This is a genomic window from Aeromicrobium sp. CTD01-1L150 (assembly GCF_041951745.1).
Lineage (GTDB): Bacteria > Actinomycetota > Actinomycetes > Propionibacteriales > Nocardioidaceae > Aeromicrobium.
Window position 1 is genome coordinate 1 of sequence record NZ_CP169555.1, and the last position, 22,032, is coordinate 22,032.

17 protein-coding genes and 2 tRNA genes are annotated in these 22,032 nt (G+C 68.8%); 18 read left to right on the forward strand and 1 reads right to left on the reverse strand.

All coding sequences use genetic code 11. The features are described 5' to 3' along the window. Positions 1–274 precede the first annotated feature (274 nt). The 5 genes from dnaA to ACEVFP_RS00025 all read left to right on the forward strand — a co-directional run bounded on the left by dnaA (position 275) and on the right by ACEVFP_RS00025 (position 6,002). Positions 275–1,786, forward strand: a complete 1,512-nt coding sequence (gene dnaA, locus ACEVFP_RS00005) for a chromosomal replication initiator protein DnaA (RefSeq protein ID WP_375001290.1) — start codon at positions 275–277, stop codon at positions 1,784–1,786. Between the two features lie 412 nt (positions 1,787–2,198). Continuing rightward, on the forward strand, positions 2,199–3,341 hold the full coding sequence (gene dnaN, locus ACEVFP_RS00010) for a DNA polymerase III subunit beta (protein ID WP_375001291.1): 1,143 nt from the start codon (positions 2,199–2,201) through the stop codon (positions 3,339–3,341). A 19-nt stretch (positions 3,342–3,360) separates the two neighbouring features. Continuing rightward, the gene (gnd, locus tag ACEVFP_RS00015; protein ID WP_375001292.1) at positions 3,361–4,305 is read left to right on the forward strand and encodes a phosphogluconate dehydrogenase (NAD(+)-dependent, decarboxylating); all 945 of its coding nucleotides are present in this window, start codon (positions 3,361–3,363) and stop codon (positions 4,303–4,305) included. Between the two features lie 7 nt (positions 4,306–4,312). Beyond that, on the forward strand, positions 4,313–5,452 hold the full coding sequence (gene recF / locus ACEVFP_RS00020; protein ID WP_375001293.1) for a DNA replication/repair protein RecF: 1,140 nt from the start codon (positions 4,313–4,315) through the stop codon (positions 5,450–5,452). Continuing rightward, complete coding sequence (locus tag ACEVFP_RS00025) at positions 5,445–6,002, forward strand: DUF721 domain-containing protein (protein ID WP_375001294.1); 558 nt, start codon at positions 5,445–5,447, stop codon at positions 6,000–6,002. Before recF ends, ACEVFP_RS00025 begins: the two co-directional genes overlap by 8 nt. Positions 6,003–6,010: 8 nt before the next feature. On the opposite strand, the gene ACEVFP_RS00030 is transcribed toward ACEVFP_RS00025, so the two are convergent. Then, on the reverse strand, positions 6,011–6,820 hold the full coding sequence (locus ACEVFP_RS00030; protein ID WP_375001295.1) for a phosphatase PAP2 family protein: 810 nt from the start codon (positions 6,818–6,820) through the stop codon (positions 6,011–6,013). A 283-nt stretch (positions 6,821–7,103) separates the two neighbouring features. Here ACEVFP_RS00030 and gyrB point away from each other — a divergent pair, with 283 nt between their 5' ends. The 13 genes from gyrB to ACEVFP_RS00095 all read left to right on the forward strand — a co-directional run bounded on the left by gyrB (position 7,104) and on the right by ACEVFP_RS00095 (position 21,946). Continuing rightward, positions 7,104–9,119 carry a DNA topoisomerase (ATP-hydrolyzing) subunit B gene (gene gyrB, locus ACEVFP_RS00035; protein ID WP_375001296.1) on the forward strand — a complete coding sequence of 672 codons (2,016 nt, stop codon included), beginning with the start codon at positions 7,104–7,106 and terminating at the stop codon, positions 9,117–9,119. A 24-nt stretch (positions 9,120–9,143) separates the two neighbouring features. Continuing rightward, positions 9,144–11,726 (forward strand): DNA gyrase subunit A, encoded by a 2,583-nt coding sequence (gene gyrA, locus ACEVFP_RS00040; protein WP_375001297.1) that lies wholly within the window; start codon positions 9,144–9,146, stop codon positions 11,724–11,726. Next, entirely contained in the window at positions 11,723–12,700 is a 978-nt protein-coding gene (locus ACEVFP_RS00045; protein ID WP_375001298.1) for a DUF3566 domain-containing protein, read from the forward strand. The genes gyrA and ACEVFP_RS00045 overlap by 4 nt, the downstream gene beginning before the upstream one ends. Positions 12,701–12,771: 71 nt before the next feature. Then, a tRNA-Ile gene (locus ACEVFP_RS00050) sits at positions 12,772–12,849 on the forward strand. 173 nt (positions 12,850–13,022) lie between these two features. After that, positions 13,023–13,095, forward strand: a tRNA-Ala gene (locus tag ACEVFP_RS00055). 343 nt (positions 13,096–13,438) lie between these two features. After that, positions 13,439–14,344 carry a dihydrodipicolinate synthase family protein gene (locus tag ACEVFP_RS00060; RefSeq protein WP_375001299.1) on the forward strand — a complete coding sequence of 302 codons (906 nt, stop codon included), beginning with the start codon at positions 13,439–13,441 and terminating at the stop codon, positions 14,342–14,344. 91 nt (positions 14,345–14,435) lie between these two features. Further along, positions 14,436–15,395, forward strand: a complete 960-nt coding sequence (locus ACEVFP_RS00065; RefSeq protein ID WP_375001300.1) for an ornithine cyclodeaminase family protein — start codon at positions 14,436–14,438, stop codon at positions 15,393–15,395. A gap of 153 nt (positions 15,396–15,548) precedes the next feature. Then, the gene (locus ACEVFP_RS00070; RefSeq protein WP_375001301.1) at positions 15,549–16,217 is read left to right on the forward strand and encodes a GntR family transcriptional regulator; all 669 of its coding nucleotides are present in this window, start codon (positions 15,549–15,551) and stop codon (positions 16,215–16,217) included. 174 nt (positions 16,218–16,391) lie between these two features. After that, positions 16,392–17,591, forward strand: coding sequence for an NAD(P)/FAD-dependent oxidoreductase (locus ACEVFP_RS00075; RefSeq protein WP_375001302.1), 1,200 nt, complete (start codon positions 16,392–16,394; stop codon positions 17,589–17,591). Then, positions 17,588–17,911 carry a (2Fe-2S)-binding protein gene (locus ACEVFP_RS00080; RefSeq protein ID WP_375001303.1) on the forward strand — a complete coding sequence of 108 codons (324 nt, stop codon included), beginning with the start codon at positions 17,588–17,590 and terminating at the stop codon, positions 17,909–17,911. The genes ACEVFP_RS00075 and ACEVFP_RS00080 overlap by 4 nt, the downstream gene beginning before the upstream one ends. Continuing rightward, positions 17,908–19,338, forward strand: coding sequence for an FAD-dependent oxidoreductase (locus ACEVFP_RS00085; RefSeq protein WP_375001304.1), 1,431 nt, complete (start codon positions 17,908–17,910; stop codon positions 19,336–19,338). Before ACEVFP_RS00080 ends, ACEVFP_RS00085 begins: the two co-directional genes overlap by 4 nt. A 32-nt stretch (positions 19,339–19,370) precedes the next feature. Beyond that, positions 19,371–20,372, forward strand: a complete 1,002-nt coding sequence (locus tag ACEVFP_RS00090; protein WP_375001305.1) for a proline racemase family protein — start codon at positions 19,371–19,373, stop codon at positions 20,370–20,372. 32 nt (positions 20,373–20,404) lie between these two features. Further along, positions 20,405–21,946, forward strand: a complete 1,542-nt coding sequence (locus ACEVFP_RS00095; protein WP_375001306.1) for an aldehyde dehydrogenase (NADP(+)) — start codon at positions 20,405–20,407, stop codon at positions 21,944–21,946. The last annotated feature ends 86 nt before the right edge of the window (positions 21,947–22,032 follow it).

A 22,032-nucleotide genomic window follows, 5' to 3' on the forward strand; every position in this document is an offset into this window, starting at 1 on the left:
AGGCATGCGGCAACGGTCGTGCAGCACGACTTGACCACGGTACGGGGCTGTCCCGTGGGGGTCAAACCGACCCTTCTACGCCATGTGGAGGAAGGGGTCCACACGACACGCCGTGCCGAGCATCCAGAATGTTCACGATCGCTTGATCCAGTGTCGCCGACGCTGCTAGCGTCGCGGCTTATCGCGTTTTTTCCACAACGTCTCTCGCCCCTGTGATCCATGGATTCACATCGTGTGGACAACGTTGTGGAGCCACCAATTCCAGGGAGAGTCGATGAGCGAGGCCCAAGGCCAGACGACACATGATCTTCAGGCCCTCTGGGACGACGCCGTCGAGACTCTCTCCCAGGGCGCCAAGGTCTGGGTGCACAACGCACAGCCGATCAGCCTGCACGACGGGATCTTCATCGTCGGAGTGGCCGACGACCTCACGAGAGCTCAGCTGGAGACCCGGGTGCGTCCGGCGCTGGAGCACGCCCTCACCGGACAGGTCTCTCGTCCCATCCGGTTGATCGTCACGATCGATGAACCGCGCGCCGAACAGTCCGGGCAGCACGGACCCGACCATCAGGATTCCGCCGAGACCGAAACGTCGACAGATGGACAAGTCGCTGAGTCGACATTTGAGAGTCCGGATCCCCTGGACGACGTACCCCTCGACGAGGTGGACGAGGTCGTCGACGTCGACGACTTCGTGCCCAGCTGGGCCCAAGCGCCCTCGGCCCGTCCCCGACGCACCAATGTCGTGGAGGCCCGGCTCAACCCTCGCTACCTGTTCGAGAACTTCGTCATCGGATCCTCCAACCGCTTCGCCCACGCGGCCGCCGTCGCCGCCGCCGAGGCACCGGGCAAGGCCTACAACCCGCTGGTGATCCACGGCGACTCCGGCCTGGGCAAGACCCACCTGCTGCACGCCATCGGCCACTACGTCCTGAACCTCTACCCCTCCTCACGCGTGCGGTACGTCAACAGCGAGGAGTTCACCAACGACGTCATCAACGCGATCAGCGAGAACCGGACCGCCCAGCTGCGCCAGAAGTACCGCGAGATCGACGTCCTCCTCGTCGACGACATCCAGTTCCTCGAGAACAAGGAGTCCACGCAGACGGAGTTCTTCCACACGTTCAACGCGCTGCACAACGAGAACAAGCAGATCGTCATGACCTCCGACCGGCCGCCCAAGAACCTGCGGACTCTCGAGGAGCGACTGCGAAACCGCTTCGAGTGGGGGCTGCAGACCGAGATGCTCCCGCCGGACCTCGAGACCCGCATCGCCATCCTTCGCAAGAAGGCTGCGCTGGAGAAGCTCACCGCGCCGGCCGACGTCCTGGAGTTCATCGCCAGCAAGGTGCAGACCAACATCCGCGAGCTCGAGGGCGCGCTCATCCGAGCCACGGCGTTCGCGAACCTGCAGAACCAGACCGTCGACCTCCAGCTCGCCCAGATCGTGCTGAAGGACCTCGTCGCCGAGGGCGAGGAGCCTGAGATCACCGTCGGGATGATCATGGCCCAGACCGCCGGCTACTCCGAGGTCACCATCGACGACCTCTGCGGCACGAACCGCAGCAGGAACCTCGTCCTGGCACGGCAGATCGCGATGTACCTGTGCCGCGAGCTCACCGACATGTCGTTGCCACAGATCGGACGGGAGTTCGGTGGCCGTGACCACACCACGGTCATGCACGCCGACCGCAAGATCCGCAAGCTGATGGCCGAGAAGCATGCCGTCTTCAACCAGGTCACCGAGCTCACCAACCGCATCAAGCAGCAGGCACGTCAGACCTGATCGGCCCTTCTCCTGAGCCCACGATGCTCCTGCGGGGCTCCGCCGCGCCGGTACACAGCTGGGGACAGCGCTGTGGGTAACTCCGCCCTGCTCGTGGACACGACCCGCCGCGGGTGTGAACGCCGTGTGAACGCGTCACGACCGTCAACAAGCACCGTGTGCGTATGCACCGCACCGCCCACAGGCAGTCCACCGGCCTGCAAGGCCACTGACCTGCGCGGATGACAGTTTTCCACGACATCCACACTGCCTACTACGACTACGGACAGTATTTATGTCATCTTCCTGTTCGAAGTCTCCTGCGGCACCTTGATGTGGACAGCCATCACAGCGCCTCTCCCGGCCTAGGTCAGAAACGTTTGGCGTGGCAGGATTCATCACGACGTCCATTCGCTTGGTGAGAGGCCTGCCCGTGAGATTCCGCATCGACCGTGACACGTTCGCCGACGCTGTCGCCTGGACCGCGCGAAGTCTTCCGAACCGGCCGAGCGTTCCCGTCCTGGCCGGCCTGCTCATCGAGACGTCCGGTGACGGACTCACGCTCTCCGGCTTCGACTACGAGACCTCCACGCGTGCGACGTTGCCGGCGGAGGTCTCCGACGACGGTCGCGCACTGGTCTCGGGTCGTCTGTTGGCAGAGATCGTCAAGTCGCTGCCGGCCAAGCCCGTCGACGTGGTGCTGGAGGGCACCAAGGTCCAGGTCTCCTGCGGAAGCGCCCGGTTCAGCCTGCAGACCATGCCCGTCGAGGAGTATCCGCAGCTGCCGGAGATGCCCACGGCGTCGGGCACGATCAAGGCCGAGCAGTTCGCCACCGCAGTCGCACAGGCCAGCGCTGCCGCAGGCCGCGACGAGATGCTGCCGCTGCTGACCGGCGTGCGTCTGGAGCTCGAGGGCTCGACGATCTCCCTCATGGCGACCGACCGGTTCCGCGCCAGCCTGCGTGAGCTCGAGTGGTTCCCGGAGGCCGGTGACGCCTCGGCCAACGCCCTGGTGCCGGCCAAGGTGCTCGGCGAGACAGCACGCTCCCTGGTCTCCGGCAGTGACGTCACCATCGCGGTCTCCACCGGCGAGGCCGGTGACGGCCTCATCGGCTTCGAGGGCGTCGTGGGCAACGGCGCCCGGCGCACGACGACCAGGCTTCTGGAGGGTGACTTCCCTCGCGTTCGCCAGCTCTTCCAAGCCCAGGCCGAGACCGTCGCCCACGTCTCCACCACCGAGCTGGTCGATGCCGTCAAGCGTGTGGCCCTCGTGGCCGAGCGCAACACGCCCGTTCGGCTCACCTTCGCCGACGGGCAGCTGCTCCTGGAGGCCGGCAGCGGCGACGAGGCCCAGGCGTCGGAGTCCATCGAGGCCTCGATCCAGGGCCAGGACATCTCGATCGGGTTCAACCCCAACTACCTGCTCGAAGGATTGGGCGTCATGTCCGAGCCGGTCGTGCACCTGTCGTTCACCCAGCACACCAAGCCGGCCGCGCTCTCCGGCGTGCAGGAGATCGGGGCCGACCCGGACGGCGCGTTCCGCTACCTGATCATGCCGGTCCGCCTGCAGAGCTGAACGTCACCGCCATGGCCCCATGGCGCTGGATCCATCCTCGAACTGGGAGGCAAGGCCGATGCACCTCGGACTCGTTGGACTCGGAAAGATGGGCGGCAACATGCGCACGAGGTTGCGCAACCACGGTGTGAGTGTCACGGGGTACGACCGCCTCCCCGAGGTGAGCGACGTCGGATCGCTCGCGGAGCTGGTCGATGCGCTGCCCTCGCCCAAGGTCGTGTGGGTGATGGTGCCCGCCGGCGAGGTCACGCGCAGCACCGTCGAGGAGCTCATCGAGCTGCTGGACGACGGAGACGTCATCGTCGACGGTGGCAACTCGCGCTGGACCGACGACGAGATCCATGCCGAGCTGGCCAGCGTCCGTGGCATCGGGTACGTCGACTGCGGTGTCAGTGGGGGTGTCTGGGGCCTGGAGAACGGCTACGCCCTCATGGCCGGCGGCGCCGAGCACGACATCGCCAAGGTCCAGCCGGCCTTCGACGCGCTGCGACCTGAGGGAGAGTCGGGGTTCGTGCACGCCGGGAGCGTGGGTGCAGGTCACTTCTCCAAGATGGTCCACAACGGCATCGAGTACGCCATGATGCAGGCCTATGCCGAGGGCTATGAGCTCCTGGAGAAGGCTGGTCTCGTCGACAACGTCACCGAGGTCTTCGACTCCTGGCGTGAGGGAACCGTCGTCCGGTCCTGGCTCCTTGACCTGCTCGTCAAGGCACTGCAGGACGATCCGAGTCTGTCGAGGGTTCGTGGATATGCCGAGGACTCCGGAGAAGGGCGCTGGACCGTCGAGGCGGCCATCGATCACGCCGTCCCAGCGCCGACGATCGCGGCATCGTTGTTCGCGCGGTTCGTCTCGCGCCAGGACGAGTCCCCGGCGATGCAGGCTGTTGCTGCCATGAGGCAGCAGTTCGGCGGACACGCCGTGCAGGCTGCCAAGGAGTCGGGCCACGATCCGAAGGACGCCTAGCCCGTCCATGTACGTCGCGCGTCTGGCCCTGCACGACTTCCGGTCCTACCCCGAGGTCGAGATCTCGCTGGGTCGTGGACCCACGGCGTTCATCGGCGCCAACGGCCAGGGCAAGACCAACCTCGTCGAGGCGGTCGACTACCTCTCGCGTCTGGACTCGCACCGCGTCTCGAGCGACACGCCGCTCGTCAGGGCGACGGCTGACGGCCCGGCCGAGCGGGCTGTGGTGCGTGCGGACGTCGTGCGCGGTGAGCGCACGGCGTTGCTGGAGCTGGAGATCACTCCGGGGCGGTCCAACCGCGCCCGGGTCAACCGTGCGCCGCTGCCCCGTGTCCGAGACCTGGTGGGCATCCTGCGCTCGGTCACGTTCTCGCCGGAGGATCTCGCGCTGGTCAAGGGTGACCCGTCGGACCGCCGGCGCTTCCTCGATGGTCTGGTGGTGCTGCGGGCGCCACGCCTGGCCGGCGTCAAGGCGGACTACGAGCGCGTCGTCCGCCAGCGCAACACGCTGCTCAAGTCCGCCCGCAACAACCGACAAGTTGATTTGTCGACTCTTGAGATCTGGGACGACAAGCTCGTCGGCCTGGGTGGCGAGCTGGTCTCGGCGAGGATCGCGCTCCTGCAGGACCTGGCCCCCCACCTGGGTGAGGCCTACCTGACGGTGGCTGCCCATGCCGACGCAGGCCGGCGTGACGTCCGGGCGGAGTACCGCTCCTCCACCGACATCGGCGGAGCGGTCGCACCGCACGACGTCACCGAGGCGCTGCGCGCCGGGCTGGCCGATCGGCGCAAGGATGAGCGGGACCGGGGCGTCAGCCTGGTGGGTCCGCACCGCGACGACGTCGACCTGAGCATCGGGGTGCTGCCGGCCAAGGGGTACGCGAGTCATGGGGAGTCCTGGTCGCTAGCCCTCGCCCTGCGGCTCGCCTCGTTCACCGTCCTGCGCGACGACGACGAGGACGACCCAGTCCTGATCCTCGACGACGTCTTCGCCGAGCTCGACGAGGGTCGGCGCGACCAGCTGGCGCAGCTGGTCGCGCCGGCCGAGCAGGTGCTCGTCACCGCTGCCGTCGCCGACGACGTCCCGAAGTCGTTGCTCGGCACACGGTTCCAGGTCGACGGCGGATCGGTGACTCCTGATGAGTGAGGGGCCGCCGCAGGACGAGACAGGTCAGCACGACCAGGACGACCAGGACCCGCAGGAGCCCGCGCCTGACGGTGACGCGTCCCCGGACCCACTGGGTCTCGCACGCCAGATCGCCGACTCCTACCGAGACGGACCGCCGGCGCGGCACCAGCGGCGTCGTGGCCGGCCCACGTCGCCACGCCGCAGGACCCGGGAGGACCCGGTCCCGCTGTCAGACGTGCTGGGACAGGTGGTCAAGAACCAGGGATGGGACGCTCGTATCTCCCAGCAGCGAGTCTTCACCGACTGGCCGGCGATCGTCGGACCGGAGATTGCGCAGCACACCACCGTCACCGACTTCACCGACGGTGTGCTCGAGGTGCGCGCGGACTCCACCGCGTGGGCGACCCAGCTCAAGCTGCTCGCCGGCCGGCTCGTGGCCAAGCTCAACGACGAGTTGGGTCAGGGATCGGTGCTGCGCATCGAGGTCGTGCCACCCCGGGGCCCCTCATGGCGCAAGGGCAACCGTTCGGTCCGTGGTGGTCGCGGTCCGCGTGACACCTACGGCTGATCGGCAGCTCAGCGGCTGGCGACGCGATGCATGAGGGCGATCGCGCCGGCGATGACAGCGGCGACGACGCCGAGCACCACGGCGGCCTCCATGAATCCGCTCCAGCCGTACGAAGGGCGTACCCCGATCACCACGAGCACGACCCCGGCTGCTGCGGCACCCACCGGCGCCACGAACCACGCGATGCGCGCGCGGTCGGTGGGTCCGCGCATCAGGAGCGCGGCCGCCGTGGTCCAGGCGAGGGCCACCAGGACGGCACCGACCACGTCGGAGGGACGGTGCCAGCCTGCGACGACCGTGGAGGCGCCGGTCATGGTGGTGGCGAAGGCCCCGCCCAGCACCACGAGTGGTCGCAGCGGGCGGGGTGCGGCCAGCAGCAGCGCACCGACGCCGGCGGCGACCACGGTCGTGTGTCCGCTGGGGAAGCTGTTGGGTGCGAGGACGAATCCCTCCGCCCGCTCAAGCACGGTGTGCTTGAGCACCTGTGTGCTGATGTTCGCACCGGCGAGCACCACCAGGGCGGCGACGGCGGCGGTCACTTGACCCCGCGACACGGTCAGCACGACGCAGATGAGCGCGACCGCGACGATGGACCCGATGGAGACGTATCCGAGCAGGCTCAGCACCGTCAGGTGGGTCTCGCGTCCGGCGATCACGGACTCCATGGCGGCGTCGTCCAGCCTCTGGCCCTGCTCCGTGCGCAGCACGAACCAGGCGAGTGCGCAGAACGTCACGGCCGTGCCGAGCAGCACGACGGCGCGCAGCACCAGGTCCCTCGGCACGCGATGACCTCGGGTGCCGCGGGTCTGTCGGTTCATGCTGAGGACCTCGCTCATCGAATCCACGATGCCCGATGTCGCCAACCGTGACCACCACCGACCCCCTCGGTGCGCGGGTCGGTGGCCTGCGGAGTCGCCGATCTCGGGGCCGGGCCGAGGTGGTCCGAGAACCGCCGCGGACGATCCCCGCATCAGGTGAGGGGGAGTTCGTACGCCAGAGCCGGGTTCTCGTCGCTCTCAATGCGGTTCGTGGGGAGAGACACGACGCCCCTGTGGACGACGCGGTCGCTCAGCGCCACACAATCGCCCGTATACTGGTTCAGTGACCTCGACACCTGAGCCCGACGCCCCGCCGCAGACCGCCTCAGGAACAGGGGCCGGCTACGACGCCAGCAACATCCAGGTCCTGGAAGGGCTGGAGGCCGTCCGCAAGCGCCCCGGCATGTACATCGGATCGACCGGCGAACGCGGCCTGCACCACATGGTCCAGGAGGTCGTCGACAACTCCGTCGACGAGGCCATGGCCGGCCACGCCACCACGATCGACGTGACCCTGCAGGCCGACGGCGGGGTCCGTGTCGTCGATGACGGTCGAGGCATCCCGGTCGGTGAGCACCCGGTGGAGAAGATCCCGGCCGTCACGCTCGTCCTCACGTCGCTGCACGCGGGTGGCAAGTTCGGCGGCGGCGGCTACAAGGTCTCCGGTGGGTTGCACGGTGTGGGTGTCTCGGTGGTCAACGCGCTCAGCTCCCGCCTGTTCGTCGACGTCAGGACCGACGGGCACCGCTGGACCCAGAGCTTCACCTACGGCGCACCCGACGGTCCCCTGGAGCAGCACGAGGCCACCGATGAGACCGGCACCACCATCACGTTCTACGCCAGCGGCGACATCTTCGAGACGACGCACTACTCCTTCGAGACGCTCAAGTCACGCTTTCGTGAGATGGCCTTCCTCAACAAGGGCCTGCAGATCACCATCCACGACGAGCGGGACCTCGGTATCGAGGACTCCGACGGTGCCGACGACGTGGAGCGTGCGGCCACCTTCCGCTACGACGACGGCCTGGTCGACTACGTCAAGCACATCAACACTGGAACGGCCAAGTCCCCGCTGCACGAGGAGATCATCGCCCTGGAGCGCGAGGACGAGGACTCCGGCCTCTCCCTCGAGCTGGCCATGCAGTGGAACGTCAGCTTCAGCGAGTCGGTGCACACCTTCGCCAACGCCATCAACACCCATGAGGGCGGCACCCACGAGGAAGGCTTCCGTGCGGCGCTGACCAGCACGGTCAACCGCTTCGGCGAGGCGCAGAACCTGATCAAGAAGCGTGAGGACCGGCTCACCGGCGACGACATCCGTGAGGGCCTGACGGCGATCATCTCCGTCAAGCTCACCGATCCGCAGTTCGAGGGCCAGACCAAGACCAAGCTGGGCAACACCGAGGCCAAGGGCTTCGTCCAGCAGGTGATGAACGACGAGCTGGGCGCATGGTTCGAGCGCAACCCCGGCGAGGGCAAGACGATCGTCCGCAAGAGCCTCGATGCGGCCAGTGCCCGTCTCGCCGCGCGCAAGGCGCGTGACCTCGCCCGCAACCGCAAGGGCTTCCTCGGCAACGGTGGCCTCCCGGGCAAGCTGGCCGACTGCTCCAGCCGGTCCCCCGAGGAGTGCGAGATCTTCATCGTCGAGGGCAACTCCGCCGGCGGTTCTGCCAAGGGCGGCCGCGACCCGCGCACCCAGGCGATCCTCCCGCTGCGCGGCAAGATCCTGAACGTCGAGAAGGCGCGGATCGACAAGATCCTGCAGAACGCCGAGGTCCAGGCGATCATCTCAGCGCTGGGCACCGGGGTGCACGACGACTTCGACATCGCCAAGCTGCGCTACCACAAGATCGTGCTCATGGCCGACGCCGACGTCGACGGCCAGCACATCTCCACCCTGCTGCTCACCCTGCTGTTCAGGTTCATGAAGCCGCTCATCGACGGCGGCTACGTCTATCTCGCGCAACCACCGCTGTACCGGATCAAGTGGACCAACGGCCCGCACGAACTGGCCTACTCCGACCGTGAGCGCGACGCGTTGCTCGCGGTGGGTGAGGAGGCCGGACGGCGCCTTCCCAAGGAGGCTCCGGTGCAGCGGTACAAGGGTCTGGGCGAGATGAACGACTCCGAGCTCTGGGAGACCACGATGGATCCCGACGGCCGCGTCCTGCGGCAGGTGACCCTGGAGGACGCCGCCATGGCCGACGAGATCTTCACGACGCTCATGGGGGAGGACGTCGAGCAGCGCCGCAGCTTCATCCAGCGCAACGCCAAGGACGTCCGCTTCCTCGACATCTGACCTGCCCCAAGAAGGGACTCCCCCGTGACTGACACACCGATCGAGCGCGACCGCGTCGAGGCCGTGGAGCTGCAGGATGAGATGCAGCGCTCCTACATCGACTACGCGATGAGCGTCATCGTCTCGCGTGCGTTGCCTGACGTTCGTGACGGGCTCAAGCCGGTGCACCGTCGCGTCCTGTACGCGATGTTCGACGGCGGCTACCGCCCCGACCGCGGGTTCTCCAAGTGCAGCCGCATCGTCGGTGACGTCATGGGTCAGTACCACCCGCACGGCGACACCGCCATCTACGACACTCTCGTGCGCCTGGCCCAGCCGTGGGTGATGCGGGCGCCGATGATCTCCGGTCAGGGCAACTTCGGCTCGCCGGGTGACGACCCTGCCGCTGCCATGCGCTACACCGAGTGCAAGCTTGCGCCCATCGCCATGGAGATGGTGCGAGACATCGACGAGGAGACCGTCGACTTCAAGCCCAACTATGACGGTCGTTCGCAGGAGCCGACGGTCCTGCCGTCGCGCATCCCGAACCTGCTGGTCAACGGCTCGGCCGGGATCGCGGTGGGCATGGCCACCAACATCCCACCGCACAACCTGCGCGAGGTCGCTGAGGGAGTGCAGTGGTCGCTGGCGCATCCTGACGCCGGCAAGGAGGAGCTGCTCGAGGCTCTCATGCAGCGGGTCAAGGGACCGGACTTCCCCATGCACGGGCTGATCGTCGGGACGCAGGGCATCCAGGACATGTACCGGACCGGCCGCGGCTCGATCCCGATGCGTGCCGTGGTGAGCATCGAGGAGGACACCAAGGGCCGCATCCAGCTCGTCGTCAGCGAGCTGCCCTACCAGGTCAATCCCGACTCCCTGATGAAGAAGATCGCCGACCTGGTCAACACCGGTCGTATCCAGGGCATCTCGGACCTGCGTGATGAGTCCAGCTCGCGCGTGGGTCGCCGGATCGTCATCGAGATCCGCAAGGACGCCGTGGCTCGTGTCGTGCTGAACAACCTGTACAAGCACACCGAGCTGCAGACCAACTTCAGCGCCAACATGCTCGCGCTCGTCGACGACGTCCCTCGAACGTTGAGCCTCGACGCCTTCGTCACCAACTGGATCACCCACCAGATCGAGGTCATCCGGCGGCGCACGCGTTACCGCCTGCGCAAGGCCGAGGAGGACGCGCACATCTACCGCGGCCTCGGCAAGGCGCTCGACGCGATCGACGAGGTCATCGCGCTGATTCGGCGCAGCCCCACCGTGGACGAGGCACGCTCGGGCTTGATCGAGCTGCTGGAGATCGACGAGATCCAGGCCAACGCCATCCTGGAGATGCAGCTGCGGCGCCTCGCGGCCCTGGAGCGCCAGAAGATCCTGGACAAGCTGGCCGAGCTCGAGGCACTCATCGCCGACTACCAGGCCATCTTGGCCAGTGACGAGCGCCAGCGGGCGATCGTCTCCGACGAGCTCGCCGCCATCGTCGACAAGTACGGCGACGACCGGCGCACCCAGATCATCCCTGCCGACGGTGACTTGTCCATGGAGGACCTGATCCCGGACGAGGAGGTCGTGGTCACGATCACTCGCGGTGGGTACGCCAAGCGCACGCGCACGGACCTGTACCGGGTGCAGGGGCGAGGCGGCAAGGGGGTGCGCGGCGCCCAGCTGCGCGACGGAGACTTCGTGGACCACCTCTTCCCCACGACGGCACACCACTGGATCCTGTTCTTCACCACGGCGGGCCGGGTCTACCGCACCAAGGCCTACCAGCTGCCGGAGGCCGGCCGTGACGCCAAGGGCGGGCACGTCGCGGGTCTGCTGAGCTTCCAGCCGGACGAGGACATCGCGCAGGTCCTCGCCATTCGTGACTACGAGCAGGCCCCGTACCTGGTGCTCGCGACCAAGAAGGGTTTGGTGAAGAAAACCCGCCTGGTCGACTACAACAGCCCGCGGCAGGCCGGTGTCATCGCGATCAACTTCCGTGAGGACGACGACGAGCTCATCGGTGCGCAGCTCGTGCACGGCGAGGACGACCTCCTGCTGATCTCCAAGAAGGCGCAGGCCATCCGGTTCCGCGCCGACGACGAGCAGCTGCGTCCCATGGGCCGTGCGACCTCGGGTGTCACCGGTATGAAGTTCCGTGAGGACGACGCCCTGCTGTCCATGACGGTGATCCGCCGTGAGGACACCGAGGTGGCCACCGAGGACGTCGCCGAACAGGACCGTCTGTACGTCTTCACGGTCACCGACGGCGGGTATGCCAAGAAGACCGAGATCGAGCAGTACCGGCTGCAGGGTCGCGGTGGTCTGGGCATCAAGGCGATGCAGATCACCGAGAACCGGGGCGAGCTGGTGGGTGGCCTGGTGCTCAGCGACACCGACGACGTCATCTCCGTGACCGCCTCCGGACAGGTCACGCGCAGCCTCGTTGCCGGGGTTCCTTCCAAGGGACGTGGCACGATGGGGGTGAGCTTCGTGAAGTTCAAGGGTGATGACCGGGTGGTGACGATCGCACGCAACACCGAGATCGTGGCCGCGGAGGAAGCCGAGGTCGCCGACGAACCGAGCGAGGACAAGCCGACCGAGGGTCCGAATGACGAGGGGCAGGACGAGTGAGCAGCACGAATCCGCAGAAGCCGACGGGCTCGAGCGCGGGGGATCCGGAGCGCACGCAGCAGATCCCCAGGGTCGAGAAGTCCTCGTCGAGCAAGTCGTCGTCGAGCAAGTCCTCACCCAGCACGTCACGTCCTGCCGGAACGGGCGCCTCGCCGGCCTCGCGCTCGGTGGCCGGGTCCGCCACGAAGACTGACACCGCGGCGAAGGCCCCCGCCAAGAAGGCCCAGAACAACAAGAAGGCTCCCGCCAAGAAGGCTGCGGCGCCGGGAGAACCGCGCACCGTCGGGGAGAAGCTGGCGGCTGATGCCGCCAAGAAGGCTTCCGCCTCGTCCGCTGGGTCGGGCACGAAGGCCCCTGCCAAGAAGCCGGCGCCGGCAGACAAGAAGTCCACGGCCCCCGCCCAGGACCCTGCCCAGGACCCTGCCAAGTCCAAGAACGCGAGCGCCAAGGAGGGCGTCGCGCCGGAGCGTGAGTCCGCGCGCACACCTGGCTCGCCCATGACGGCGCGTGACTATGCCCGCACCACCCGGGACTCGGCCGACTCCACGTCGGTGATTCCGGCCGTCGCGGCACCCTCGTCGTCCGCGGTGTCGCAGACCGAGCACGTGAGCGGCCGCCGCGCCAAGCTGCGGCTGGTGCACATCGACCCGTGGTCGGTGACCAAGCTGTCCTTCGTGGTGTCGGTCGCGCTGATGCTCGTCGCGGTCGTCGCCGTCTTCATCTTCTGGATCGTCCTCGATCTGGCGGGTGTGTGGGACTCCCTCAACGGCACCATCACCAATGTGCTCAGTGACGGTGAGGCCGGGTTCGACCTCACGGACTACCTGGGTCTGGGTCGCCTCGTCGGTCTGACCCTGGTGCTCTCGGCGATCAACGTCATCGTCATGACGATGATCGCCACCATCGCGGCCCACTTGTACAACCTCTTCGCCCAGCTGTTGGGCGGTGTCGACGTCACGTTCACCGACAAGTGAGCCCACGCCGCTCGCGGCCCTCCCCGATTCGTCGGTCCCGGGGTCGGTGAGGTAATGTTCAGCGCTGGCGCGGGCCTATAGCTCAGCTCGGTTAGAGCGCTTCCCTGATAAGGAAGAGGTCGCTGGTTCAAGTCCAGCTAGGCCCACCACAGCAGTCACGACGACTGTGCTCATGACTGGGAGGTCACATGAAGAAGATCATCGCCGTCGGACTCGCTGTGGCCGGCATCGCGTGGGTGGTGGTTCGACGCAACGCCAAGCCGGCAGACACCTGGGCCCAGGCCAGCGACACCGTGTGATCGCCTGACCTGGACCCGCTCGAGGGGCTATGGCGCAATTGGTAGCGCACCTGCTTTGCAAGCAGGGGGTTAGGGGTTCGAGTCCCCTTAGCTCCACCCAGATCCACCCGTGAGGAACAACCGGGTGGTCCCGTGGCGGATCGGGCTGCTGGACGCGTGAAGCAGTTCCGTCCTCCCTGGTTGCGGACTGTTCTTCAGGGACTCACCCCAGCGATTCGCCGGACTCCGGTCCGTGCCCCGGTCGGTTGGCACTGCCCTCAGCGTGCGATGTGGCGGGCTCGTAGGTGCCGCCGCCACGTCCTCGGCTCGCACCGAGACCGGGCAGCTCGCTGTGGCTGGAACTGCGGCAGCAGGAGGGCCGATCGGTGGCGACTCGACTTCCCATGTAATGTGTCATATATTACTGAGGTCTGTCGAGAGCTCCGCTGAGAGGAACACCATGACCACCGAGAAGAAGCCCTGGCACGGCGTGCTCGTCGCCTCCGCCCTGCCGTTCAAGGACGACCTGTCGGTCGACTACGACAGATTCGCCGACCACGTGCGGTTCCTGGCCGAGCACGGCTGCGACGGCGTCGCGCCGAACGGTTCTCTCGGTGAGTACCAGAACCTGACGCCCGAGGAGCGGGCGAAGGTCGTCGAGGTGGCCGTCGAGGCTGCTCCAGAGGGCTTCGTCGTCATGGCGGGAACGGGCGCTTACGGGGCGCAGGAGAGCCGCCGCTGGGCGGAGCAGGCCGCCGAGGCAGGTGCGCAGGCCGTCATGCAGCTGCCCCCGAACAGCTACCGCGCCCACGAGGAGCAGGTGCACCACCACTACGCGGAGGTCGCGAAGGCCGGGCTGCCGGTCGTGGCGTACAACAACCCGTTGGACACCAAGGTCGACCTCACGCCGGAGTTCGTCGGGCGCCTGCACCGCGACGGCCTGATCGTCGGCATCAAGGAGTTCACCGGCGACCCGCGCCGCGCGTACGAGATCAAGGAGCACGCGCCTGAGATGGACATCCTGATCGGCACCGACGACAGCGTGCTCGAGGTGGGTATCGCCGGTGCCGTCGGCTGGGTGGCGGGCTACCCCAACGCGATCCCGCAGTCCACGGTCGAGCTCTACCGGCTGTCCACGTCGGGCGTGCCGGCCGACTGGGCGAAGGCCCGTGAGATGTACATCGACCTGCACCCCCTGCTGCGGTGGGACACCAAGACCGAGTTCGTCGAGTCCATCAAGGTGTCGATGGACGTCGTGGGGCGCTTCGGCGGACCGTCGCGTCCGCCACGTCTGGCGCTTCCCGAGCCCGTGAAGCAGCAGATCATCGCCGACACCGAGGCCGTCCTGGCCAAGGGCTACAAGTAGGTCCGAGCGGACCCGCCACGTCGGGACGTGCCCTGCCGGCTCCGGGCCGGGCACGACCCGATCCGACGTTCGAGCACCTCAGGAGTGAGCCATGCCGTCCCTGCCGTACATCGACGCCGACGCTGTCCGGTCCGCGCTGCCCTGGGAGGTGGCGATCGGCGGGATCGAGGCCGCCCTGCGCCTGGACGTCGACCCCGAGGCCGACGGGCCGCGGATCTTCGCGCCCAACCCCACCGGTGAGTTCCTCATCATGCCCGCGTCGACACCGAGCACCATGGGGGTCAAGGTCCTGACCATCGCGCCGGACAACCCGGCGCACGGTCTGGAGAAGATCCAAGGGACCTACCTGCTCTTCGACGCCCGGACGTCGGCCCCGATCTGCGCCATGGATGGCACCGCACTCACCAGCATCCGCACGCCCGCCGTGACCCTCACCGGGCTCCGGGCGCTGGCCGCCGCCGCCCCTGCCGGGCACGAGATGCCGCGCGCACCGAAGGTCGTCGTCTTCGGCGCCGGGGTCCAGGCGATCCAGCACGTCCGGGCGGCTCGCTGGGCCTGGCCCGAGGCGAGGTTCCAGGTCGTCGGCCGGCGTTCCCATCGCGTGCGAGCACTGGTCGACGACCTCGCGGGAGAGGGAGTGGCCGTCGACGATGCCACGGCCGATCCGGAGACCGCGGTGCGCACGGCCGACGTCGTCATCACGGTGACGACGTCACGGACCCCGGTGCTGCCCGGTGCGTGGGTCCGCGAGAACGCCCTGGTGGCAACGGTGGGTCAGCACGGCCTCGACGCTCGCGAGGTCGATGCCGACCTCGTGCTGCGTTCGGACGTGCTGCTGGAGAGCCGGGCGGGCATGTTTCGTGAGGGTGGAGCGATCATCCCGGCGCGCTCCGTCGAGCAGTGGCGGGCGCTGCACCCGGCCAACCTGCGCGACGGTGTCCGCGGCGAGCTGGAGCGCACGCCTGGCCGTCCGGCGCTGTTCGCGGGGGTCGGCATGGCGTGGGAGGACCTCGTGCTGGCGCAGGTCGTCCACCGTGCCTTCGGTTGGTGAGGCGTGCGGTTCCTCCTGGCCGCTCGAGCCGGCGGTCGGCGTGCTCGATGCGCGGCTCCTCGGAGTGCGGCACCGGGTCCCGACGGGCTCGCTGCGTCCTGGAACGGGCAAGGCGGCCTATCATGAGGAGGACGACGGCGAGAGGAACCCGTGATGTCGCTTGGCCTGGAGGCCGCCCCGGCCCGCCGGACGAGTCTGCGCAGCCATGTCGAGCGCACCCTGTCCGCTGCGATCATCTCCGGACAGCTCAAGCCCGGCGACCTGCTGACCGTCCCCACGCTCGCCGCCGAGTTCGAGGTCTCGGCGACGCCGGTGCGTGAGGCGTTGCTCGATCTGGCCGGGCGAGGCCTGGTGGAGTCGGTCCGGAACAAGGGCTTCCGCGTGACGGCGGTCAGCGACGACCAGGTGCAGCACATCGCCGACATCCGGATGCTCCTGGAGCCGCCGGCCATGGCTCGTCTCGCCCCGGACTTCGACCCGGCGACGGAGCCGGAGATGCGCGAGCTGGCCGATCAGATCACCCAGGGCGCGCGCGACGGTGACATCAAGGCCTACCTGGAGAGTGACGTCGAGTTCCACCGCCGCCTGACCGACATGCTGGGCAATCCGATGCTGACCGGGATCGTCAACGACCTGCGGACACGGGCCCGGCTCAGCAACCTGGAGCGGATGGCCGCCTCGGGCCTTCTCGACGCCTCGGCTGCTGAGCACCACGAGCTCCTCGACGCGCTCGTCGAGGGTGATGCTGATGGCGCTGAGGCGGTCATGCGCCGGCACATCGCGCACACCGCGGGGATCTGGGCCGGCTGGGACGAGCAGTAGCGCGGACCGCTGCTGCAGCCCGCTGGAGTGCACGCTTTCGTGACGGTAGAATGTGTGACATATTACTAAGTGATTCGTCGGCACACGGCTGACGGATCGCGCCAGCCGCCCCTCGAGGCGCATCGATGTCAGCAGGGCCGCAAGAGCCGGCCGGGGCTAGTGACGGGAGTGCCGATGTCCGTGGACGTGGCCGTGATCGGCGCCGGCATCGTGGGCGCCGCCTGTGCGCGCTCCCTCGCGTCCCGCGGTCTGAGCGTGGCGATCATCGACCGTTCGGCAGCCGCGGCGGGCACCAGCAGCCACTGCGAGGGCAACCTCCTGGTCTCCGACAAGGCGGCCGGTCCGGAGCTGGACCTCGCCCGGCACTCCTTGGCGCTCTGGCCCGCTCTGGCCGAGCAGCTCGCCGACGAGCTCGGGCCGGACATGCCGGCCGTCGAGTTCGAGCCCAAGGGTGGTCTCGTCGTGACGACGACCGAGGCCGGTGCCCGGCCGTTGATCGACTTCGCACAGCAGCAGCGTGACGCGCAGGTCGACGCGCGAGTGGTCAGCGTCGCGCAGGCACTCCAGCACGAACCGTGGCTCAACCCGGAGATCACCGCTGCCGTCCACTACCCCGAGGACTGCCAGATCCAGCCGACGATCGCGACCGAGGCACTGCTCGCCTCAGCGCGACGGCACGGCGCCCAGACCTACTACCACCAGGAGGTCGTCTCCCTGCTCCGGGACGCACAGGGTCACGCTGCCGGCGTGCGGACCACCCGGGAGGACATCCACGCCGGGGCCGTGATCGTGGCCGCCGGTCCGTGGTCGGGGGACCTGGCGTCGCGTCTCGGTGCCCCCGTGCCCGTCCTGCCCCGACGCGGCACCGTGCTGGTCACCTCTCGCATGCCGCACCGCATCTTCCACAAGGTCTACGACGGCGACTACTTCGGCGCGACCCAGTCGGCCGACGCTGCGCTGCAGACTGCCGCGGTCGTGGAGTCGTCGCAGGCCGGGACGGTCCTGATCGGGTCCAGCCGTGAGCAGGTCGGGTTCGATGAGAGCCTGCGCGTGGACGTCTACGCCGAGATGGCCCGCAAGGCGCTGCGGGTCTTTCCGTTCCTGTCCGGCGCGAGCATCATGCGCTCCTACGGCGGCTTCCGCCCGTACGTGCCCGACCACCTCCCGATCGTCGGTGAGGACCCCCGAGTCCCGGGGCTCCACCACGCCTCGGGCCACGAGGGCGCCGGCATCGGCCTGTCGGTCGCGACCGCGGAGCTCCTGACGGCCCTGATCGGCGGTGGCACGCCGCGGAGCCCGCTCGGCGAGATCGATCCGTCGCCGTTCGCCGTTCGCCGGTCCTCACTGGCACCCCACCTGAAGGAGGCAGCATGACCGCACGACTCGTCCCGCGCGACCGGGATCCGATCGAGCGCCGTCAGGGCGAGACCGTCCGGCTGAGCCTCGACGGTACCGAGCTCCTCGGTGAGCGGGGCCAGACGATCGCCGGTGTGCTCATGGCCCACGGGATCTCCTCGTGGCGCACCACGAGCGTCGAGGAGCGTCCACGAGGGCTGTTCTGCGGGATCGGGGTGTGCTTCGACTGCATCCTGACCGTCAATGACGAGCGCGACGTCCGCGCCTGCCAGCGTCGAGCACAGGACGGTGACGTCATCTCCACGCAGCACGACACGCTGCCGCAGGCGAAGCGATGAACGGGCGGACCCGGCACGTGGCCGTGGTCGGTGGTGGCCCAGCGGGCCTGGCCGCCGCCCAGGCCGCCCTCGACGCAGGGGCCCGCGTGACGCTCGTGGAGAGCGGAGAGGAGCTCGGGGGGCAGTTCTGGCGCCACCTGCCGCAGTCACGGGCCGGCGCGCGGGAGGAGAAGCTCCACCACCACTGGCAGAGGTACCGAGCCCTGCGCGACGCTCTCCTGGGATCACCGCACTGCGACGTCCGGTGTCGTCTGCAGATCTGGGCCGTCCAGACCGACCCCGGCGGATCGGTGACCCTGGTCGGGCACGAGGGGGCGGCCGACGCGGGCGGAGGGGAGCCGGTCCGGATCGCGCCCGACGCCGTCGTGCTCGCGACCGGGGCCCACGACAGGACGCTGCCCTTCCCGGGATGGACGTTGCCGGGAGTCTTCACCGCCGGTGCTGCGCAGGCCTTCGCCAAGAGCGAGCGCATCGCCGTCGGCAGACGCGTCGTCGTCGCCGGGGCCGGGCCGTTCCTGCTCCCGGTCACGGCCTCGCTGATCGCCACCGAGGCCGAGGTCGTGGGTGTCTTCGAGGCGAACCGGCTTCGCAACCTCCTGGGCTGGGTCGGCGGTACTCCGTGGAAGCTCCTGGGGGCGGCGCGCAAGGGCGGCGAGCTCGCTGAGTACGTCGGGACCCACCTGCGTCACCGGGTCCCGTACCGCACGGGTCGCGCCGTCGTCGCCGCCCACGGGACGGACCACGTCGAGGCGGTCACGACCGCGCGGCTCGACGCACGCTGGAGTCCCGTCCCGGGGACCGAGCGACGACACGAGACCGACGCGGTCTGCCTGAGCCACGGGTTCACGCCGCGGATCGAGCTGCCGATCGCCGCCGGCTGCGAGATCACCCCCGACCGCTTCGTCCGGGTCGACGCCACGCAGCAGACCACGGTGCCCGGGGTGTATGCAGCCGGTGAGATCACCTCGATCAACGGCTCCGACGGGGCACTGGCCGAAGGAACGGTCGCAGGTCACTGTGCGGCCGGCGGGGCGGACTCCGACCGCGAGATCCGCGCCGCGGTCCGCCGGCGCGACACGTTCGGGTACTTCGGCACCCGGCTCGAGACGGCGCACGGCATTCGTCCGGGGTGGACCGGCTGGCTCACCGAGGACACCGTCCTGTGCCGGTGCGAGGAGACCACCGTGGGCTCCTTCCAGCGCACCGTCGATGCGACGTGCTCGGCCGGGCTCCGCTCGGTCAAGCTCACGACCCGCGCCGGGCTCGGCATCTGCCAGGCCCGCATCTGCGGCCGCACCGTGGAGGACTACCTCGCACAGCTGACCGATGACGCGCCCGGCGACGGAGCCCGCAGCGACCGTCGTCCCATCGCCACCCCCGTACGTCTGGGCGACCTGGCCCGCGCCGGGGAGCACCAGAGCTCCTAGACCCCGTCACCGTTCGACCGAAGGACCCCACCATGCGATCCACACACCTGTTCAGCGCCGTCGACTCCCACACCGAGGGAATGCCGACCCGCGTGGTGACCGGCGGGTTCGCGCCGATCCCCGGCGAGACGATGAACGACAAGCGGATCCACTTCCAGGAGAACCTCGACCACCTGCGGACGCTCCTGATGACCGAGCCGCGGGGCCACGGCGCCATGAGCGGGTCCATCCTGATGCCGCCGACCCGACCCGACTGTGACTTCGGGGTGCTCTACATCGAGGTCTCGGGCCTGCTGCCGATGTGCGGGCACGGGACGATCGGCACGGCGACCGTACTCGTGGAGACCGCGATGGTGGACGTGGTCGAGCCGGTCACCGAGATCCGCCTCGACACGCCCGCCGGTCCGGTGATCGCTCGGGTGGCCGTCAAGGACGGGCACGCGGAGTCGGTCACGATCGAGAACGTGCCCAGCTTCACCGAACGGCTGGACCACGTCGTCGAGGTGCCCGGTCACGGCGAGGTCCGCTACTCGCTGGCTTTCGGCGGCAACTACTACGCCATGGTCGACCTGGAGGACCTCGGCATCGGTTTCGACCGCGCGAACCAGCAACAGATCCTCCAGGCCGGTCTGGCGATCATGGGCGCGATCAACGAGAGCGCCCCGCCGAAGCACCCGACGATCGCCGGGCTCGACCACGTCCACCACGTCGAGTTCATCGCCCCGGGCTCGGACGCGCGGCTGTCGCGGCACGCGATGGCGATCCACCCGGGCTGGTTCGACCGTTCGCCGTGCGGCACCGGCACCTCGGCACGCATGGCCGAGCTGTACTCGCGGGGCGAGCTGGCTCTCGAGACGGACTTCGTGAACGAGTCGTTCATCGGCAGCCGGTTCACCGGCCGCCTGACCGGTACGACCCGCGTCGGCGAGTACGACGCCGTGATCCCGACGATCACCGGCCGTGCCTGGGTCACCGGCATCGGCCAGTACATGCTCGACCCCACCGACCCGTTCCCCCAGGGATTCCAGTTCTGATTCCGTCCGACACGAGAGAGAAGAGGACACCTATGACCACTGCCTACACCCACCACCACGACATCCGGCCGCTCGATCCCGCGCTCGAACGCATCGTCGCGGCCGCCGATGCGGCAGCACCGGAGCTCGCCGACCAGGAGCCGCGGCGACGTGGAGCGGCACTGGCGGCCGTCGCGGATGCGCTCGAGGCACATGCCGAGGAGCTCGTCCAGATCGCCCAGGAGGAGACCGGGCTGACCACCGGACGCCTGCAGGGCGAGCTCAAGCGCACCGCAGTGCAGCTGCGGCTCTTCGCCGACGTCATCGTCGACGGCTCCTACCTCGACGTCCGCATCGACCGGGCGGACGGCGAGTTCGTCCTGGGCGCCCGCCCCGACCTGCGGCGCACCAAGCTGCCCGTCGGCCCGGTGGTCAACTTCGCGGCGTCGAACTTCCCGTTCGCCTTCTCCGTCGCCGGTGGGGACAGTGCCGCAGCGCTCGCCGCCGGGTGCCCCGTCATCGTCAAGGCCCACCCGGGACACCCACGGCTGTCCCTGCGGACCGGTGAGCTCGTCACAGCAGCCCTCGAGGCCAGTGGGATGCCCGCGGGAGTCTTCTCCGTGATCGAGGGACAGGAGGCCGGCACCGCGGTGCTGCAGGATCCACGCATCCGTGCGGGCGCGTTCACCGGCTCGGTTCGCGTCGGGCGACTGCTCGCCGACATCGCTGCGTCGCGTCCGCAGCCGATCCCGTTCTTCGGCGAGCTCGGCTCGACCAACCCGGTCTTCGTCACGCAGCAGGCCGTGCAGACCCGCGCCGACGATCTCGTGAGCGGTTTCGTGACCTCGGTCGCGGGGTCGGCCGGTCAGCTGTGCACGAAGCCGGGTTTCGTGTTCCTCCCCGAGGGACACGGACTGGAGGAGCGCATCGTGCAGGCCGTCGAGGACTCGAACGCGTCGCTGGGCGAGCAGCGCCTGCTCAACCCCGCGATCGCCAGTGGATACAACGCGCGGCGCGAGACGACGTTGGGCGCCCGCGGCGTCCGCACCGTCGTGGCCGGTGAGTCCCGCACGGACGGCGACGACCAGGGCTGGACGACGCCGACGATCGTCGCCGTCTCCCTCGAGGAGCTCCGTGCCCAGCGCGAGGAGCTCCTGGAGGAGACCTTCGGCCCGTTCTCCGTCCTCGTCGAGGTTCCGCGCGGGAGCGACCTGGCCGCACTGGTGTACGAGTTCTTCACCGGCTCGCTCACCGTGACCCTGCAGACGGGCGACGCGGAGGTCAGCGACGAGCTGCGGTCCCTGGTGGCAGCGGCTTCCGACGTCGCCGGGCGCCTGCTGTACGGCGGCTGGCCGACGGGCGTCGCCGTGACTCCCGCACAGCAGCACGGCGGCCCGTGGCCGGCGACGACGAACGACTCCTCGACGTCGGTCGGCACGGCGGCGATCAGCCGTTTCCTGCGACCCGTCGCCTACCAGTCGGTCCCCGACGCACTGCTGCCACCGATGGTCCGCGACGCCAACCCGTGGGACGTGCCGCAGGCGATCGACGAGGCCGGTGGGTCGAAGACCTGGGGCTCCCGGGCGAGCGCGTGACCTGTCCGCGCCCTGCGTCCGAGGGCCCGGACGAGGGTGCTGGAACGCCCGACCACACCCGTGGGTGTGCTGGTGCTGCGGCAGTG